The organism is Streptomyces angustmyceticus (assembly GCF_040701845.1).
GTDB lineage: Bacteria > Actinomycetota > Actinomycetes > Streptomycetales > Streptomycetaceae > Streptomyces > Streptomyces angustmyceticus_A.
The window spans coordinates 507806-525932 of the sequence record NZ_JBFBHQ010000004.1; the positions used below are offsets into that span (position 1 = coordinate 507806).

General features: G+C 71.5%; 14 protein-coding genes and 1 pseudogene. 7 read left to right on the forward strand and 8 right to left on the reverse strand.

The window, feature by feature from the left end:
* Positions 1-77 precede the first annotated feature (77 nt).
* From AB0411_RS12955 to AB0411_RS12965, 3 genes are all read left to right on the forward strand, one after another.
* Entirely contained in the window at positions 78-1325 is a 1248-nt protein-coding gene (locus tag AB0411_RS12955; protein WP_366417411.1) for an NAD(P)/FAD-dependent oxidoreductase, read from the forward strand.
* A 63-nt stretch (positions 1326-1388) separates the two neighbouring features.
* Positions 1389-2891 (forward strand): cryptochrome/photolyase family protein, encoded by a 1503-nt coding sequence (locus AB0411_RS12960; RefSeq protein ID WP_366417321.1) that lies wholly within the window; start codon positions 1389-1391, stop codon positions 2889-2891.
* A 177-nt stretch (positions 2892-3068) separates the two neighbouring features.
* Entirely contained in the window at positions 3069-3479 is a 411-nt protein-coding gene (locus AB0411_RS12965) for a hypothetical protein (protein WP_366417413.1), read from the forward strand.
* A gap of 179 nt (positions 3480-3658) precedes the next feature.
* Here the strand turns inward: AB0411_RS12965 and AB0411_RS12970 are convergent, their stop codons facing one another.
* Positions 3659-4330, reverse strand: a complete 672-nt coding sequence (locus AB0411_RS12970; protein WP_366417322.1) for a DUF6445 family protein — start codon at positions 4328-4330, stop codon at positions 3659-3661.
* Between the two features lie 238 nt (positions 4331-4568).
* Between AB0411_RS12970 and AB0411_RS12975 the strand changes: the two genes are divergently transcribed.
* On the forward strand, positions 4569-5609 hold the full coding sequence (locus tag AB0411_RS12975; protein ID WP_366417323.1) for a hypothetical protein: 1041 nt from the start codon (positions 4569-4571) through the stop codon (positions 5607-5609).
* A gap of 104 nt (positions 5610-5713) precedes the next feature.
* Here AB0411_RS12975 and AB0411_RS12980 read toward each other — a convergent pair whose 3' ends face one another.
* Both AB0411_RS12980 and AB0411_RS12985 read right to left on the reverse strand, forming a co-directional pair.
* On the reverse strand, positions 5714-6457 hold the full coding sequence (locus AB0411_RS12980) for an SDR family oxidoreductase (RefSeq protein ID WP_366417324.1): 744 nt from the start codon (positions 6455-6457) through the stop codon (positions 5714-5716).
* A 168-nt stretch (positions 6458-6625) separates the two neighbouring features.
* Positions 6626-7456, reverse strand: coding sequence for a LysR family transcriptional regulator (locus AB0411_RS12985; protein ID WP_366417325.1), 831 nt, complete (start codon positions 7454-7456; stop codon positions 6626-6628).
* Positions 7457-7843: 387 nt separating this feature from the next.
* Between AB0411_RS12985 and AB0411_RS12990 the strand changes: the two genes are divergently transcribed.
* Entirely contained in the window at positions 7844-8539 is a 696-nt protein-coding gene (locus AB0411_RS12990) for an SDR family oxidoreductase (RefSeq protein ID WP_366417326.1), read from the forward strand.
* Positions 8540-8577: 38 nt separating this feature from the next.
* Here the strand turns inward: AB0411_RS12990 and AB0411_RS12995 are convergent, their stop codons facing one another.
* The 3 genes and pseudogenes from AB0411_RS12995 to AB0411_RS13005 form a co-directional block, all read right to left on the reverse strand.
* Entirely contained in the window at positions 8578-9261 is a 684-nt protein-coding gene (locus AB0411_RS12995; protein ID WP_366417327.1) for a hypothetical protein, read from the reverse strand.
* A 29-nt stretch (positions 9262-9290) separates the two neighbouring features.
* Positions 9291-9632, reverse strand: a pseudogene (locus AB0411_RS13000) (transposase); the annotation flags it as partial.
* A gap of 9 nt (positions 9633-9641) precedes the next feature.
* Positions 9642-10145, reverse strand: a complete 504-nt coding sequence (locus tag AB0411_RS13005) for a hypothetical protein (protein WP_366417328.1) — start codon at positions 10143-10145, stop codon at positions 9642-9644.
* A 306-nt stretch (positions 10146-10451) separates the two neighbouring features.
* Between AB0411_RS13005 and AB0411_RS13010 the strand changes: the two genes are divergently transcribed.
* Both AB0411_RS13010 and AB0411_RS13015 read left to right on the forward strand, forming a co-directional pair.
* Positions 10452-11195 (forward strand): FG-GAP repeat domain-containing protein, encoded by a 744-nt coding sequence (locus AB0411_RS13010; RefSeq protein ID WP_366417329.1) that lies wholly within the window; start codon positions 10452-10454, stop codon positions 11193-11195.
* 332 nt (positions 11196-11527) lie between these two features.
* Positions 11528-12406 (forward strand): alpha/beta fold hydrolase, encoded by an 879-nt coding sequence (locus tag AB0411_RS13015; protein WP_366417330.1) that lies wholly within the window; start codon positions 11528-11530, stop codon positions 12404-12406.
* 30 nt (positions 12407-12436) lie between these two features.
* Here AB0411_RS13015 and AB0411_RS13020 read toward each other — a convergent pair whose 3' ends face one another.
* Together AB0411_RS13020 and AB0411_RS13025 are read right to left on the reverse strand one after the other, a co-directional pair.
* On the reverse strand, positions 12437-13786 hold the full coding sequence (locus AB0411_RS13020; RefSeq protein ID WP_366417331.1) for a M1 family metallopeptidase: 1350 nt from the start codon (positions 13784-13786) through the stop codon (positions 12437-12439).
* 52 nt (positions 13787-13838) lie between these two features.
* Positions 13839-17726 (reverse strand): Pls/PosA family non-ribosomal peptide synthetase, encoded by a 3888-nt coding sequence (locus AB0411_RS13025; RefSeq protein ID WP_437041917.1) that lies wholly within the window; start codon positions 17724-17726, stop codon positions 13839-13841.
* Between the last annotated feature and the right edge of the window lie 401 nt (positions 17727-18127).

Genomic DNA, 18127 nt, shown 5'->3' on the forward strand with positions numbered 1-18127 from the left:
CACTCGACCGCACTCGACGACGTCGCCCCACAGGTGCTCGTCACAGCTGACCGAAACGAAGGAGACCACCCATGGCCATGGCAGGTCGGCGCAGCCGGCGCGGCGATGTGGTCGTCATCGGGGGAGGGCTTGCCGGACTGGCCTGTGCGCTCGACCTCAGCCGTGCGGGGCTGCACGTGGAACTGCACGAAGCGGGCGATGAGGTCGGCGGTCGCATGCGCACGGACCACCGGGACGGCTTCGTCCTGGATCGCGGCTTCCAGGTGTTCAACACCGCCTATCCGCAGGTGAAACGCCGCCTGCCGCTGCGGGACCTGCGGCTGCGGCCGTTCACCCCCGGCGTGCTGGCCCACACCCCCACGGGCGTCGCGCGGCTCACGGACCCCACCCGGCGCCCCCGCGAGGCGGGCAACCTCCTGCCCGGACGCGTCCTGGGCGCACGTGACCTCGCGGCCTTGGCCGCCCTGACCGCTCGGGACATGCTGGCTCCTCCCGCCCTCCTCAAGCGTGGCGGGGACCGCAGCACCGCTGACGCGCTGTCCGGCAGCGGCCTGTCCGCGGAAGCGGTGGACCATCTGCTGCGGCCCTTCCTCTCCGGTGTGTTCCTGGACAAGAAGCTGGAGACGTCGGCCCGGTTCTTCCATCTGGTGTGGCGCAGCATGGCCCGCGGTACCCTCTGCCTGCCCGCGCGGGGCATCGGCAGCGTGCCGCGCCTCCTCGCCGACCGGCTGCCCGACGGCACCGTGCGGCTCGAATCTCCCGTCGCGGCCGTCACGGAGGGGGGAGTGCTGCTGCGCGACGGCACCGAACGCCCCGCGGAGGTGGTGGTCGTCGCCACGGACGCCGCCGGCGCAGCCCGGTTGCTTCCCGGCCTGCCCGTGCCCCGCGGGCGGACCGTCACCACCTACTACCACGCGGCCGAGACCTCCCCCCTGCCGGAACCGACCCTCGTCGTCGACAGCACCCTGGCCGTGCTCAACACCTGTGTGCTCACCGAGGTCACCACGACGTACGCGCCGCCGGGCACCGCCCTGGTGTCGACCTCCGTACTCGGTGGCGATCCGCCGGGCGCCGAGGTCGCGGTGCGCCGGCGGCTGGCGGAGCTGTACGGCACGGACACCTCGCCCTGGCGGCTCGTGGCGACGTACACCCTCGTGGATGCGCTGCCCGCGATGCGCCCGCCGTGGCCGCTCAGCCGCAGCACCCGTTTCGCGAAGGGACGGTACGTCTGCGGTGACCACCGGGCGACCGGCTCGGTGCAGGGCGCTCTGGCCTCGGGCAGCCGGGCCGCCCGGGAGGTCCTGGCAGACGTCCGCAGCAGCTGAGACCCCGCCCGCCCCTGCAACAACCGGTGAAGGCGGCCCCCTGGAAGGGAACGAAGGAACGCTGTGACGCACTGGCTCTTCGGCGATCAGCTGGGACCGCACTTCCTGCGGCCCTCGCGGGACAGTGGGCTCACCCGCGATGAACCATTGCTGATGGTCGAGGCCCGGTCGGTGTTCCGGCGCCGGCGCTTCCACCGTGCCAAGGCCCATTTGGTGCTCTCCGCGATGCGTCACCGGGCGGCCGAACTCGGTGACCGGGTCACCTACGTCCGCGCGGACACCTACCGGGAGGCGCTGGAACGGGTGGCGGGCGGCGACCGGGTGACCGTGCACCATCCCACCTCGTACGCGGCCGTGAAGCTGGTGCGTTCGCTGCCGCAGGTCACCGTGGGCCCCGCGCGCGGATTCCTGGTGCCCATGGACGACTTCGCGGCATGGGCGGACGGGCGCGGCGGTGACCGACTGCGCCAAGAGGACTTCTACCGGTGGGTGCGGCGGCGCCATGACGTGCTGATGGACGGCGACGCCCCGGTCGGCGGCCGGTGGAACTACGACCACGACAACCGGGAGCCCCCGCCGCGCGAGACGCCTGCCCTGCCCGTCGCCGCCCCCTACCGGCCGCGTGAGGACGACATCGATGAGGAGGTCCGCCACGACCTCGACCGCTGGGAGCGGGACGGTGACGTGTCGTTCGTCGGACGGGACGGACCGCGCTTCTTCCCCGCGACCCGCGCCGAGGCACGACGAGCCCTGCGGCGCTTCATCGATCACCGGCTCGCCACGTTCGGTCCGTACGAGGACGCGATGCTCGCCGCCGACCCCGTCCTGAGTCACAGCCTGCTGTCGGCCGCGCTCAATCTCGGCCTGCTCGATCCCGCCGAGTGCGTCGAGCAGGCCGAAGCGGCGTGGCGCGCGGGCCGTGCCCCGCTGAACAGCGTGGAGGGCTTTGTCCGCCAGGTCGCCGGCTGGCGGGAGTACGTATGGCAGCTGTACTGGTACTTCGGTGAGGAGTACCGGCACTCGAACGTGCTGCGGCACACCGCCCCGCTGCCCGACTGGTGGAACGACCTGGACGCGGACGACGTACGCGCACGCTGCCTCAAGACGGTGCTGGCCCAGGTACGCGACTCGGGATGGACCCACCACATCCCCCGGCTGATGATCCTGGGCAGTTACGCACTCCAGCACGGCTGGGACCCGGCGGCCGTCACGGACTGGTTCCACCGTTGCTTCGTCGACGGCTACGACTGGGTGATGGTCCCCAACGTCGTCGGCATGTCCCAATACGCCGACGGCGGCCGCATGACCACCAAGCCCTACACCTCCGGCGGCGCTTACGTGAACCGCATGAGCGACCTGTGCGGCCCCTGTGTCTACCGCCCCGGCGACCGAACCGGCACCCACGCCTGCCCCTACACCGCCGCTTACTGGTCCTTCCTCGACCGACACCGCGCCAGACTGGAACACAACCACCGCACCGTCCGCGCCGTACGAGGGCTGGACCGCCTTCCCGACCTCGCGGAGATCCGCCGACAGGAGCGAGCACGCGGTGACGCGCCGCCGTGAGACGCGGAAGGGGCGAACCCCTTCGGCGGTGGCGGGACGACGCACCCCCACACCTCGTACCAGAAGCGAGCGACGCGCTCAGGTTCCGTGCAGTCGAAGGTGGCCGCGGACGATGGTGGAGTCGACCGGGACGTCTCGGGAGGACCCACGCAGCTCTTCCTGGAAGCATGGGGGAGTATGACGACTTCTCGAGTGGCACGGCCCCTGAAGGGCGCGGCAGTCACCGCCGTCGCTGTCCTTGTCTGTCACCTCATACTCAGCATCGGCTTGGCCGCGGTACGGGAAAGGAGGCGGGCGGACCCCGGCAACGCTTGGGCCGGCACGAGCACATGGTGTGTCACCTTCGCGCTCGGACTCGTCATCGTGATGCCGCTGCTGTTGTGGGCGGGCATGCGGTTGGCGGGCGAGTCACACCACTACTTCCTGGTCATCGGTGGGAGCCTGGCGTGGCTCTTCGGTGCCGGGTACCACCTCCATCACCTCGCGTACGTACCGGGTGCCCACCTTCCCGTGTGGTTGCTGGCCGGGCTCGTCGCGGTCGGAGCAGGTCTGGCTTCCCGGCCGTTGGCCGATTTCTTCCAGCCCTGAAATCCACGGACGCCACGTGATCATGTTGCGTGTTTCGGCGGGGAACCGCGGGGCACACGCGATGTGGTCCCCGGCTGGTACCCCCGTCCAGCCGGGGACTATGTCGCGACACCCTGGAGCGCCGGGCGCGGTGTCACCGACTCGTCGGCCGTACCGGTGGGTTGCCCTGGTCTCCTGGGTCAGGCCATCCAGAAGAAGACCGCCGTCATCCGCTTGTCCTGCAGGGTGGTGCCCCAGTAGCGGGTTGCTGTGTGGATCAGGTTGGCGGAATAGAGCAGCAGGCGGTTGGCACGGTGCGGGATGCGGACGTCCTCGGTGAAGGAGTCCGGCGTGACGAAGCGGGTGCCGAGGGCGTCGACCAGGTTGTTGTGCGGAGGAGCCACCTGGTTCCCGCCGAGGGTGCCGCCCGGCAGGCTCTGCCGGTAGAAGCTGGTTCCGCAGTCCTTGGGTACCAGGGGATTGAGGTAGAGCACGGCCGCGTACCGGCAGAGGTTCCGGGAGTCGGTGTGGGGCCGGGGCTCGCACTCTCCCTCGCCGACGACCTGGACGCAGTTGTGGTGGAAGGTACCCCCGCCCGCCGCGCGTTCGGCCCAGATCTCCGCGGCACCGGTCGCGTTTCTCACCAGCTTCTCGACGTGGGCCAGTTCGCCGGGTTCGAGCGCGGGCATGGTGCGCAGGCCCGGCCAGCTCTCGGGCTTGTGCGGGTAACCCTCGGTCCAGTCGCTCCTGGCCAGACAACGCTCCCGCACGCCGTCCGGGTCCCGCAGCACGTCGTCCAGCACCCAGTAGTCCCGGCCGCGGGTCGGCTTGCGGTACGGAAGCAAGGGCAGAGCCGGGGTTCGTAGAGGCATGCGGGGAACGTAGTTCGCATCCCGTCAAGGGCTCGCCACCCAAGCGGTCAACCTTCAGTCAAGGGTTGCTCATCCCGCATTTGACCCTCCGTGCCGGGGCGGTCCGCCGTTGCCCTCGCGGCACGGTCGTGGGCCATGAGGGCAGCCGGGGACTGCCCGCGCGGACCTTCACCGGCGTCCGTCGGACGCGTATATCTGGACGTGATACCCGATCCCCGTCCCGAAGGATCTCGCTCCGATGCGCGCCAGCGATCACGACACCGAAGCGGCCGGCCGCTCTCCTCGCACTCCGGTACCGACCGCCGCGCGACGCGAGGACGGACCACGGGGGGATCTCCTCGCTCTCCAGCGGACCGCGGGCAACGCGGCCCTCAGCGCCGCGCTGCGACAGGGCGGGCGCGTCGTGCAGCGCGCCTCCGGGCCGGTCGTCCAGCGGGCCCCGCTCTCCCACGGCAACTTCCAGTTCACCAACCTGGAACAGAGCAACGCGCAGTACCGGGCCAAGGCCACCCGCGTCCTCGACCTGCTCGGCAGGCACGCGACCATCACGAACTACGTCGGTACCCGCACCTGCCGCATCACCTTGGAGAAGCGCACCACCGAGACCCCCGCCGAAGTCGTCGACAAGGGCGCCGAGGGCGTCTCCGTCACGCTCGCCGCCTACTACTTCGAGAGCTACGACGTCGGCTACCTCACGGGCATGCTCGCGCACGAGTTCGCGGTCCACCCGCTGGCCTCGGCCCGGGGGATCGCGAACGAGGAAGCAGGGTTCCACGGCCTGCCCTTCCCCGTACCGGGACTGGAGAACGAGGACCGCCGGGGCGGTCCGCCCACGATGAACACGCAGGGCGCGAAGCAGGCCGACCACATCCTCGCCGTCGTCCCCAACGGACCGCGCTACCAGATCTACCGCGATGTCACCCTGGAGATGGCCGAGCTGCTCGTGGAGGACGTGCACCACCAGGAGGAGGAGGCGAGCGAACAGGACGTCACCGACCTGCTCGACTGCTTTCTCATGGACGTCGCCACCATCGCGGCCACCAACGACCAGCGGCTGCGCGCCGCTCCGATGACGTGGGGCGGCGGCGCGGTGCGTGCGGACGTCGCCAAGGTCTACAACGCGTACAAGGAGAGGCTGTCCGCGGTACTGGCGGCGGACAGCCCCCTCCGGCCCCTGATGCCGAGGAACAAGGACGCCGCCGCCGTCTACGCGGACTTCGCCACCCTGGCCCGCCGCATCGCCGCGGGCATGCTGGGTGCCTGGAGCATCCAGAACTAGGTGCCGTCTTTGGTTCCGTGCCGTTCCGGATCAGGTGGCCGGCGCGAGTGAGCGTCGGGGGCGCGGCGTACGGTCGACTGACCGGCCCGGCACACGGACACGCCCTAGTTCGTCTGGCCGATCGGCCGGACCACCAGCGTGTTCACGTCCACGCCGGGTGGCTGGGAGATCGCCCAAACGACGGTGTCCACCAACTGCTCGGCGGAGATCATCGGGCCCGCCGCGTCGGCGCCGCCGGGGCGGTCGTCCCAGAACGGCGTCCGCACCCGGCCCGGCGCGATGAGCGTCGTGCCGACCCCGTAACCGGTCGTCAGCATGCGGACGTTCTCCGCCAGTCCGGTCACCGCGAACTTCGTCATCGAGTACAGGTTGCCGGGCGTGTTCTTGACCCCCGCGACACTCCCGACCAGCACGATCCGGCCCTGCGACGCCTTCAGCGCCGGGAGCGCCGCCCGCACCAGCAGTGCGGGACCCAGGACGTTGGTGAGCACCATGCCCCGCCACTCCTCGGGGTCGCCGGTCTCGACGGTGCCGTTGGTCGCGTACCCGGCGTTGGCGATCGCGCAGTCCAGCCGCCCGAACACCCGCACGGTCTCCTCGACCGCCGACGACACCTGCTCCCAGTCCGCCGCGTCCCCCTCGAACGTCAGCAGCCGGTCGCCCGCGCCCTCCTCCGCCGCGGCCTCGGCCAGCACGGCCAGCTTCTTCGCGCTGCGCCCGGTCGCCGCGACCCGGTGGCCGAGGCCCAGCAGGCGGCGCACGGTCTCCGCCCCGATCCCGCTCGACCCGCCGGTGACGAAGGTGACGGGCGCTTCGCTGCTCTCGTTGGACGCGTTCTCGTGGGACATGGTCTCCCCGTATGCCGGTGCGGTGCGCGCGGATGTGCGGCGCCGTCGCTGCCCCGACGCTAGATCGTCCCGGCCCGCGCGTCCATGCCATTGCCGATCACGGGCACGGGCGGGGTCCCCCAGCGGCCACCCCAGTTCCTCCGCGGCTGCCTGCTCGTGGCCCCCGGCTCACTCCTTCTCCGCATCGGCGGAGGGACGGCGCAGGGTTGCGGTGGCGATGTCCAGGAAGTCCCGTACGGGTCCCGTGCAGTTGCTCTCCGGTACCGCCAGGCAGGTCTCGACGGGCAGGGCATCGGTGAGGGGCAGGTGGACGAGGTCGGGGCGGGAGTAGGAGGTCATGACCGTGAGGGGGACGAGCGCGATGCCCTGCCCGGAGGCGATGAGCTCGAACTTCTCCTCCAGAGAGGACGTCCGTCGCGTCCTGACGTCGAGGATCGGCTCACCGTCGAGATCCGCCGACGTGAGTGTGCGACGGCCGGCCAGCGGATGCGTCACGGGCAGGCACGCGACCTTGGTCTCGTGGCCGATCGGGACGGTGCGCAGCCCCGAATCGTCGAAGGGGCGCCGGAGGTACCCGACGTGCGCGCGGCCGTCGCGAAGCGGCGCGTCCTGCTCCCACCAGCGCAGCGGGAAGACATCGATCTCGACCTCGGGGTGGCTCGCCGTGAACGCCCGGATCGCTTCCGACACATGCAGGCCGGGCGAGAAGGCGATGACCAGCCGCTGCTCGCCCCGCTCGGCCTCGTGCACGCGTCGCAGCGCCGTGTCCACCACCGTGGTGATCCGCTGCGCCTCGTCGTACAACTGCCGCCCCGCAGGCGTCAGTTCCACGTTGCGCGTGGTCCGTGTGAACAGCAGGCAGCCCAGCTCCTGCTCGAACGCGCGGATCTGCCGGCTGAGGACCGGCTGCGCGATGAACAACGCCTGTGCGGCCCGGCCGAATTGCCGATGCTCGGCCACCGCGACGAAGTAGCGGAGCTTTCGCAGATCCAAGTCCATGCCTGGAAGGTATCAATCTGCTCGAAAGGGTATTGGACGCACGGCCGAACCCCTCGGAGACTTGAAGCATGATCGTCCTCGCCACTCCGGTGGGCGGGCGGCAGCGACAGCCGGAGCCTGCTCCCTTGGTGGCGGGAGGCTGCTCCCTTCCGGAGGCCCTGACCAGCTGAACGCGGCCCGCTGCGGCGCAACTCCGGTCCGATGCGGCCCCGCTGCGACGCAATTGCGCGGCGGTGCAACTGCGCTGCGGTGCAACTGCGCTGTGCGGCATCCCCGCTGCGGCAGTTGCTCCGCGAGGCGACCGACCCACCGCGCGGCGAACGATCACCGACCTGCGACGGCCGTGAGCCATGCCTCGCGACCGCCTGTGACCACGATGGGAATCACATGACCGACACCCGCAAGACCGCCCTCGTCGTCGGGGCCTCCCGGACCCTGGGCCTCGGGCTCGTTTCCGAGTACCTCCGCCGCGGCTGGGACGTCATCGGTACGGTGCGCGGCAGCCGGCGCACCGGCCTCCACGACCTGGCCGACGCCTCCGAAGGACGGCTGACCATCGAGACGTTGGAGATGACCGAGCCCGAGCAGATCTCGGCTCTGCGCGACCGCCTGACACAGCGCACCCTCGACCTGCTCTTCGTCAACGCCGCCATCACCCGCGGCGACCTCCCGATCGGCGAGGTCCCGACGGACATGTTCACCGAGGTCATGACCACCAACGCGCTCAGCCCGATGCGCGTCGTGGAGTCCCTCCGCCCGCTGGTCGCGCCGACCGGGACCATCGGCATCATGTCCTCCGACCAGGGCAGCATCGCCCTGAACACCCGCGGCGGGCAGGACCTGTACCGAGCCAGCAAGTCCGCGCTGAACCAGCTGATGCGCAGCTACGCCGCCCGCTATGCCGAGGACGGGCGCACGTTCCTGCTCGTCGACCCGGGCTGGGTGCGCACCGAACTCGGGGGACCCGGCGCCGAGCTCAGCGTGGAGGAGAGCATTCCCGGCGTGGCCGAGACGATCGAGCGCCACCGGGGAAAGACCGGTCTCCACTTTGTCGATTACGAGGGGCAGGTCGTGCCCTGGTAGACGCCGTGACGGGGCCCGCTGGGGCATGGCGGCGACTGCTACGTGGAAGGTCGTCCTGACAACCCCAGCACGTCCATCAGATGGTGCTGGGTGTGGGCGTGTGCCTCCTGAGCATTGAGTGTTCCTACATCCAGGCTCAGAACGTGCCATGGGGTCTGTGCCAGGAGACGACAGGTCAGGTCAGCCTCGAAGCGGAGATGTGCGGCGGCGGACGGGAGGTCATGAACAGCCCGAGTACCAGGGGAGCCAGCGAGCTTCCGCACGTACCAGTCTTCCCAGGCATTGCCTTCTCGCTCAACTGCGCGCCGCAGTGCCGCCTCCGGATTATCGTGGACGTATACCACGGTGACCTGGGCCGGCACCACGGCTCGGGCCAGCTCTTCCATGACGTGGACGAGAGCCCCCTCGTCGTGGCCCCATGCCACAAGGGACGGAATGAACGGCAGAAGGGCATCCGTCACCAGGTAGTCCTTGCCCGCCGCGAGTGATTCCGCGACGTAGGCACGAGTGCACTCGACTAAGGTCGCAGGCCGGACGGCGGTAGCCCCACCAGCGAACTCTTCAGCCACGGGCCGGAAGGCCGACCGTGTGAGAATGTCGGCCTCTTCGAAGTGGTCGACCGATGCGCCGACGCTGGTAAGCCACTGGGCCACCGCACCGCACAGGGTGGACTTGCCGACGCCAGGGCTACTACCGATGACGGAGATGAGGTGCATAGTCATGGCGGCAGTCTCGCACCCGTGCGAGGCCTTCACCCGGTGAGCCGTCGGTAGTTGATGAGGGCTGCGGCGATGCCGACGAAGGCGAGGAAGTGTGCGGCCTCGTGTTCGTAACGGCGGTGCAGACGTCGGCAGCCGGCCAGCCAGGAGACGGTCCTCTCGACCACCCGGCGATGGCGGCCCGGCCGCTGTGAGGACTCGATACCCTTACGGGCGATGCGGTGGCGGATGCCACGCTCTCGGAGCCATCTGCGCAGGTGGTCGTGGTCGTACCCGTTGTCGGCGTGGAGTTCGGCCGGGCGCCGGCGGCGTGGGCCGTGACGGGAGCGGATGGGTGGGATGCCGCGGACGAGCGGCTGAAGACCAAGGCTGTCGTCCCTGTGTCAGGGAACCCATCGCGTGCACTTCGTGACCCCGCCACCGTGACCGCAGGCGCGGAACTGGCGGTGGCTGCCGCCGCTCTGCGCGTACGCGACCGCCACGGTGTGCTGGTCCGAACCGCGGTGGACGGTGGCGGAACACCGGTGCCGGCGGCCGCCCAGGCCGGCGTCCGCCCAGTCCAGCCGGACCGTGTCACGAGCGCTCGCACCGGTGATCAGCGCCCAGAGGTAGATCCGGCCGCCACGCCGACCGTCGCGCAGCGACACCGTGGCCCGGCCGACGCGGGTGGAGGTGACCGTTTCCAGGTGGGAGAGGGTGGTCGGGTTGGTGCTGCTCCCACAGGTCAGGCCGGCCCGTGCCGGCGCGGCACCTCCAGCCGGCGGCACACCTGGCGGAGCTGCTGCCGCCGCTTCGACGGGCGCCGGGCCGAGCAGCAGCAGAGTGCCGGCCGCGACTCCCACCGTGAGGCGCCTGAACGTCGTCGTCCCGAGCGTGAACGAGAACACCGCATCCTCCCGAAACCGCGAACGGCCCGAACCAGCCGAACCAACTGGCAGGCACAGAAGGCTAATTGAGTACGGGCGGGAACCTCTACGGCGTGTGGATGAGCATGAGGTGCATCCGGGGGCGCTCACCCCCGTCCCTGGGCCCCGGGTGAGCCGCCTGATGCGGGGAGGAGGGTGAGGGGCTGCCTGCGCCGTCCTGCCCTCCCTCCTGCGCGCGTCACGGTTGTGTAATACAGCGATCCGGGCATGAACGCGGGGGACGGCGCCGGCATCTCACCTGGCAGCAACGACATGAGGAGTTCGCAGATGCTTCGCAAGCGCTTAGGTCTGATCGCCGCGCCGATCGCGGCTGTCGCCGTGTCCCTGACTGTGGCCGGTTCCCCGGCCGGTGCGGCCGGGTTGCCCGCCTCGGGCGGCACGGGACAGTCCGGCAAGGCGGCCAAGCCGGCCCCGTGCCTGGCCGGTGCCACGACGCTGGTCGGCGACCTCGATGGTGACGGTCACGCGGACAAGGTCAGCAACCCGGGTCTGACCGGTACCAAGATGACGGTCCAGTGGGGGTCCGGGAACGGTTCGTTCGGCAAGCCGTACGCCGTCCGTGCCCTTCTCGGCGCGAAGAAGGGGGAGGTCGCGTCCGCCGCGGTCGCCGACTTCCAGCGCGACGGCACTCTGGACATGGTCGTCAACATCGTCAAGCCGGCCGACGGCGACGACCCCTCGACGGCGCGCGTGGCGCAGTACCGTCCCGGTCCCCTCAAGCGGGCGAACCTGGCCTCCGCGAAGGCCCGGCACTCCGACATCGGCGATCACGGCGAGGCGCAGCAGCTCCGGATCGCCAACTACGGCGGTGACGCGTACCCGGACCTCGCGATCCTCAACAACTCCGGTGACGGAGGGCTGGACCGGGACGTGCGCCTGACGAAGCCGGGCAGCGGTCCGGGGAACTTCGACTACGACCTGCAGGTGAAGTACGGCGAGTTCGGCACCACTTCCGAGCCGCCGGCCATGCCCGGCGACGGCTGGAAGCACTTCTACAAGCCCTGCTCCTGACCACGTCGGCGTGACCGGCCCCCTTCGGTGGGCCGGTCCCGGCCCCTGATCCGAGCGGGCCGAACGGATGGCGCCTGACGGGCAGAAGCCCGGGTCGGGCGCCTTTCTTTGCGCTCTTGGCAGAAACGCGGCTGCGTCGCCGAGTACGGCACGAGCACGTCTCTTCGTCAGCGTTGCGCTTGAACCCGGCGGAGCAAGTTCTCGTTGCCGCTGCTGGTCGGACGGAGGGGCTGTCCACCGCGACATCGCTCGGATGGGCGGCAGAGGCGCGCCCGCTTGCTGGAGCGAAAACCCTTTATCGGCAGTGCGGTTGGCCCCTCATAATGGCGATCATGGCTGCTGTCCACGTCGACGATCCCGGGCGGGTCGGTGCGTGCAGGCTTTCTGACGGGCGGTTGCTCGGATGGGCCGAGTGGGGGCCGGCGGACGGGGTCCCCGTGGTGTTGTGTCCGGGAGCGGGGACGAGCCGGTGGCTGGGTTTCGGTGCGGGTGTCGTGCCGGCGCTGGGGGTACGTCTGGTCTCTGTGGACCGGCCGGGGCTTGGCGTCTCCAGTCCTGAACCCGGCCGGGGTTTCTCCGACTTCGCCGGTGACGTCGGGCAACTCTGTGTGCTGCGGGGACTGGGGCGACCGGCTGTGGTGGGGAACTCGCAAGGTGCGCCGTTCGCGCTGGCCTGCGCCGAGGCGGGTGTCGCCTCCGCTCTGGCGGTGGTCTCCGCTGCGGACGAGGTCGCCGCGCCGGAGTTCGCTGCCGTCCTCCCGGCCGACCTGCGTGGTCTCGTCGAGCGGGCCGCGGATGACCCGGCAGGTGCCGAGGCGTTCTTCGCGGGTTTCCGTGCGGAGGCGATGTGGCGCATGGTCATGGGCGGGAGCCCTGCGTGTGACCGCGCGGTGTACCAGGACGACGGGTTCGCGGCTGCCTACCGCAGGGCCCTGGACGAGGGCTTCGTGCAGGGTGCGGCCGGCTACGCCCGGGACACGGTCCTGGCCATGCGGCGCTGGCCGTTCGCCCTCGACGAGATCGCCGTGCCGGTCGACATCTGGTACGGGGAGGAGGACAGCAGCCACTCTCCCGACCACGGAGCGTGGCTCGCCACCCGTGTTCCCGGCGCTCGTCACCATGTCGTACCGGGCGCCGGCGGCTCGCTGTTGTGGACACACGCCGAGGCGATCCTCACCGCGCTCCTGGAGAGGGGCGCCGGGGACACGTAGCCGGTCACACCGCCAAAGCGGGTACGCCACTCAGTTGCGGCCGGGCAGCGGAGGCAAGGAAGGCTTTCGCAGCCATGCGTCGAAGAGTTCGTCCAGGGGAGCCGTCGCGTAGTGCTGGGCGTGTGCGGTGAAGTCGGTGGTGTTCACGGTGCCGTGGCGGTGGAGGGTGGCCCAGTCCCTGAGCATGGGGAAGAAGGCGTGGTCGCCGAGGGCGCAGCGCAGTGCATGGACCGTCAGTCCGCCCCGCTCGTAGAGGCGGTCGTCGAACATCAGCTGTTGGCCCGGGTCGGCCGGCAGCAGGTCCTGTGGGAGGTCGGCCAGCAGGTGGTGCGCGGCGGCGGCGTGGGCGGCCGCCGTTCGGCCTCCGGTGTGTTCCGACCACAGCCACTCGGCGTACTTGGCGAAGCCCTCGTTGAGCCAGATGTGCTGCCAGTCGGCGACCGAGACGCTGTTGCCGAACCACTGGTGGGCCAGTTCATGGGCGATCAGACGTTCCCAGGTGCGGGCGCCGTCGAGGTGGTTGGTGCCGAAGGTGGCCATGCCCTGGGCCTCCACCGGGACCTCCAGCTCCTCGTCGGCGATCACGACCGTGTACTCCCCGAAGGGGTACGGCCCGAAGACCTCCTCGAAGAACTGCATCATGCAGGTCTGCCGGGCGAAGTCCTCGGTGAACTCGGCTAGCAGCCGTGCGGGCAGGTAGGCGGTCTGCGGCACCGGCGAATGCCGTGCGTCCGCCGGGTCCGGGTCGGTGAGCGGCACGGCCGTGTACTTGCCGAGGGAGACGGTCACCAGGTAGGTGGAGGTGGGGGCGGGCTGCTCGTACACCCAGGTGGTGCTGCTGGCCCGGGTGGTGCGGGTGAGCAGTCGGCCGCCGGCGACCGCGGTGTACGGGGACGGTGTGGTGATCGCCAGCCGGTACGCGGCCTTGTCGGCCGGCCGGTCGTTGCAGGGGTACCAGGACGGCGCGCCGACCGGCTGGCTGGCCACCAGCGCGCCGTCGGTCAGCTCCTCCCAGCCCAGGCCGCCCCACGGGCTGCGCACCGGCTCGGGGTTGCCGGTGTAGCGCACCTCGACGGTGAAGGCGGTGCCCGGGGCGAGCGCCTTCGCGGGGCGGATCCGCAGCTTGCCCGCCCGGTGGGTGTGGCGCACGGGCCGGCCGTCCAGCAGCACCCGCTGGATCCTGAACGCGGCCAGGTCGAGTGCGATGTCCTCCAGTGGCGCGGGGCCTGCCTGCGCGCTGAGCCGGGCCGAGCCGCTGAGCCGGTTGGACACGGGCCGGTAGTCGAGGTCGAGCGCGTAGTGGTGAACCCGGTAGCGGGGATCCCCGTGATCCGGGAAGTACGGATCGGGGCCGGGAGCGGAAGCCTGCCGGGGGTTCACCGGTCTCCCTCCCTCCTGGCGCCAGCGGGCCGGTGGCGCATCGTCGCGTGCCTCATTCTCGCCAGGCCGCGATCGGGTTGCCCAGCCACCGGGTGTCGTCCGGGACGGTTTCCGCGCCCATGGCCAACGACGCCGGCCCGAGGGTGCTGCGCGCCCCGAGGGTGCTGCCGGGCAGCACGATGCCGCCGGGGCCGAGTGTGGCGCCCTCGCGGAGCACCACGGTGTTCATCCGGATGATGCGGTCGTGAAAGAGGTGGGTCTGCAGCACACAGCCCCGGTTGACGCTCACCCCGTTTTCCAGGGCGACCAGGTCGGCTTCCGGCAGCCAGTACGTTTCACACCACACCCCCCGGCCGACGGTGGCTCCCTGGGCCCGCAGCCAGAGGCTCATCAGCGGCGTGCCCGGAACCGCACCGATCAGCCACGGCACGGCCAGCACCTCGACGAACGTGTCGGCCAGCTCCGTACGCCAGACGAAGCCGCTCCAGAGCGGGTGCTCCGAGGGGCTGAACCGGCCCACCAGCAGCCATTTGGCGGCGAGGGACACCCCGCAGGCGACGATCCCCGCGGCCAGCAGCACCGGGCCGGCCAGCAGCGCCGCCACCGCCGGCGAGCTGTGTGCGGCCAGGCCGGCCAGCGCGGCCACCGTCAGCAGGCCGAGGGCAGCGGAGAGCAGCACCGGCAGCAGCCGGCACCCTTCGACCAGTCCCCGGGCCCAGACCAGCCGGGCAGGCGGATCGTAGGTCTGGCGAGGGTCCGCGGTGCCGGCCGAGCGCGGCAGGCGCATGGGCGGCATGCCGAGGTACGAACCGTCCTTCTTCGCCTTCTTCGGAGCCGCTGACAGCACCCCCACCAGCCCTCGCGCCGGGACGGCCCGCCCGGGCGCGATCATGCCGGAGTTGCCGAGGAAGGCCCGCTCGCCGATCTCGGCCTCGCCGATCCGCAGCCAACCGCCGCCCAGTTCGTACGGGGCGACCAGGGTGTCATCGGCCAGAAAGGCCCCGTCGCGCACGGTGGTGAGACCCGGCAGCGCCAGCACCGTGGAGATCTCGGCCCGCCTGCCGACCCTCATGCCCAGCATGCGCAGCCAGACGGGGGTGACGAGGCCGGCATAGAGCGGGAAGAGCGTGTCCCGGGCCAGGTCCATGAGCTGGCTGACGGTCCAGGCCTGCCAGCCGATCCGGCCGTGCAGCGGATACCAGCCGGGGCGCAGACCACGGCCCAGCAACCGGACGGCGACGATCAGCAGCGCGGCGTAGGTCAGCCCGAAGGCCAGGGTGGCGGGCATCAGCGCGACCAGTGCCCCGCGTACGGCGTCGCCGAGGCCGTCCCCGGCGTGGACGAAGCAGCCCGCCACCGCCAGTGCCGGCAACACCGCCGGCAGCCGCAGCAGCCCGAGTCCCGGGCCGCTCACTCCGTAGAGCGCCGCCCAGCGGGCCCGGCGCGGGGCACGCCGCTTGGGCCAGCGCCGTTCGGCCCTGCCCAGCTTGACGGCGGGCGCACCGCCCCAGCTCTGGCCGGTCGGCACCCGGGTGGTGACGACGGAACCGGGGGCGACCTGGGCCCGCTTGCCCACGCGGGCGCCGGGGAAGAGCGTGCTGCGGACGCCGACCACCGCGCCGGAGCCGACCTTCACCGCACCGACCACCAGCCGGTCCCCGTCCAGCCAGTAGCCGGACAGGTCCACCTCCGGCTCGACGGCACACCCGCGGCCCAGCTTGAGCATCCCGGTGACCGGCGGCAGGGCGTGCAGATCGACGTCCGGGCCGATACGGGCGCCCAGCGCACGGCCGTATCGGACCAGCCAGGCCCCGGACAGGCAGCCGACCCCGCTCAGCTCGGCGAGCCGCTCCGCGGTCCACAGCCGCAGATGCACGTTTCCGCCGCGGGGGTAGCTGCCCGGCCGCAGCCCCCGCAGCAGCAGCCGCGCCCCACCGGCCGCCGTCGCCAGCCTGCCCGGCGGGCTGAAGAGCAGCAGACCGCCGGCCGCCACCCACCACCAAGAGGCCGTCGGTGCCCAGGGGTAGCTGCCGCACCACGCCAGGACATTGCCCAGGGCCAGCAGCCCGAGCGTCCAGCGCAGCCCGGCCAGGGTGAAGAGTGGCAGGAGCAGCAGCAGTTGCACGAGGCCGGCTCGGGCCGGGACGGGCGTCACCCGGCGGGTGCCGTCGTGCTCGTCCCGCGTGGAACGCTCCAGCAGCCGGGCCAGCTTGCGCAGGGTGGGTTGCCGGTAGATGTCGCGGACGGCGGCGGCCGGGTAGCGGACGCGGAGCAGGGTGGCGAGCTGGGCGGCGGCGAGGCTGCCGCCGCCGATCGCGAAGAAGTCGTCCCGGGCGCCGGTGACCGGCACACCGAGGATCTCGTACCACTGCTCGGCCAGCCACGCCTCGGTGCCGGTGAGCTGGTCGTCCGGTCCCGGGGTGCCGGGGCCGGGGCCTGCCGTCCGCGGCAGCGGCCAGGGCAGCGCGGCCCGGTCCACCTTGCCGGAGGTGCGGGTCGGCAAGGCGTCGACGGGGGCGAGCAACGGCACCAGGGCGGCGGGCAACTGGGCGCGCAGCCGCTCGACGGACTTCGTCCGGTCCCAGCCGTCCTGGGTCACCACATAGCCGACCAGCAGGGGATTGCCGCCGCGTGCCGTCCGGACGGCGGCCGCGGCGCCGCTCACGCCCGGCAGCGCCTGGAGCGCCGCGTCCACCTCGCCGAGCTCGATCCGCCGCCCGCCGAGCTTGATCTGCTCGTCGTCGCGCCCCAGGAAGACCAGCCCGTCCGGCTCGGCCCGTACGAGGTCACCGGTGCGGTAGGCCCGGGGCCAGCCGAGCGACTCCAGCGGTCCGTATTTCTCCGCGTCGTTGTCGCGGTCCAGGTAACGCGCCAGCCCGGCGCCGCCGATGACCAGTTGGCCGCTGCCGCCCATGGCGACCGGCGCACCGGCCCCGTCCACCACGGCCAGCTCCCAGCCGTCCAGCGGCAGGCCGATCCGGACCGGTCCCTCGCCGGTCAGCAGCGCGGCACAGGTGACCACCGTCGCCTCGGTCGGACCGTAGGTGTTCCAGACCTCCCGCCCCTCGGTGACCAGCCGCTCCACCAATTCGGGCGGACACGGCTCGCCACCGAAGACCAGCAGCCGCACCTCGTTGAGGGCCTCGGCCGGCCACAGCGCGGCGAGCGTGGGGACCGTGGACACGACCGTGATGTCCTGCTCGGCGAGCCACGGGCCGAGGCCGGCGCCGTCACGCACCCGGGAACGCGGCACGGGCACCAGACAGGCGCCGTGCCGCCAGGCGAGCCACATCTCCTCGCACGAGGCGTCGAAGGCCACCGAGAGACCCGCCAACACCCGGTCGCCCGGGCCGATCGGCTCCTCCTGGAGGAAGAGCGCCGCCTCGGCATCGACGAAGGCCGCCGCGTTGCGGTGGGTGACGGCGACGCCCTTGGGCCTGCCGGTGGAACCGGAAGTGAAGATGATCCAGGCGTCGTCCGCGGGGCCCGGGCGGCACGGAGCGCCGGTGGCGCCGTTGCCCGTCAGGGCGAGCCGCTGTCCGGCCTCCAGAACGGCGCTCACCGCCGCCTGACCGAACACCAGGTCCGCCCGCTCGTCCGGGTCCTCGGCGTCCACCGGTACATACGCCGCACCCGCCGCGAGCACCGCCAGGATGCAGACGTAGAGGTCATTGGTGCCGGACGGCAACCGCACCCCCACCCGGTCGCCCACCCCGATCCCGGCCGCCGCCAGCCCGCGCCGCAGCGCATCGACCTCACCCGCGAGTTCCCGATAGCTCAGCGTGGCCCGTCCGTCGTCCAGGGCCGGCTCGTGCGGGTGGGCCAGAACGGTGGCGTCCAGGACGTCCATGAGCGTCCGCGGGACGGGAGCCGGGCGCCCGCCGAACACGGCGGGAGGGCCGTCGGCGCGCTCGCCGACGGGATCCTGTCCCCGCACCATGCGCCCCGACACCAGGTCAACCATGTGCTCCCCGTCCTTCGTGCCCGCTTCCACCGCCAGGGCCGCGGCGGGGGCCGGGTGGCGTGCACCTCGTGGCGCGTGGCTGTGCCTGCCCCGCCGCGACACAGCACGCCATGGACCGACCGCGTGAAGGGGGCACAGGTCCACTCGCCCATCCATGCGAATATCCGGCATTGCGTGATACTCGGCGAGGATTATGGGCAAAAGGGTTGTTTTCTATCTGTGGTCGTGTGCTGTGACCGCCTGCCGGCCTCCCTGCCGTCCTCCCTACGGCAGGCCGCTGTGCCCCTCCCTGCGGCAGGCCGCAGGCGGGTCACCCGTTCCCACTGGCCGATCCGCAGACGTCCGGGCAGCCTTGAGGGCGCCGCGAAGATGCCGAG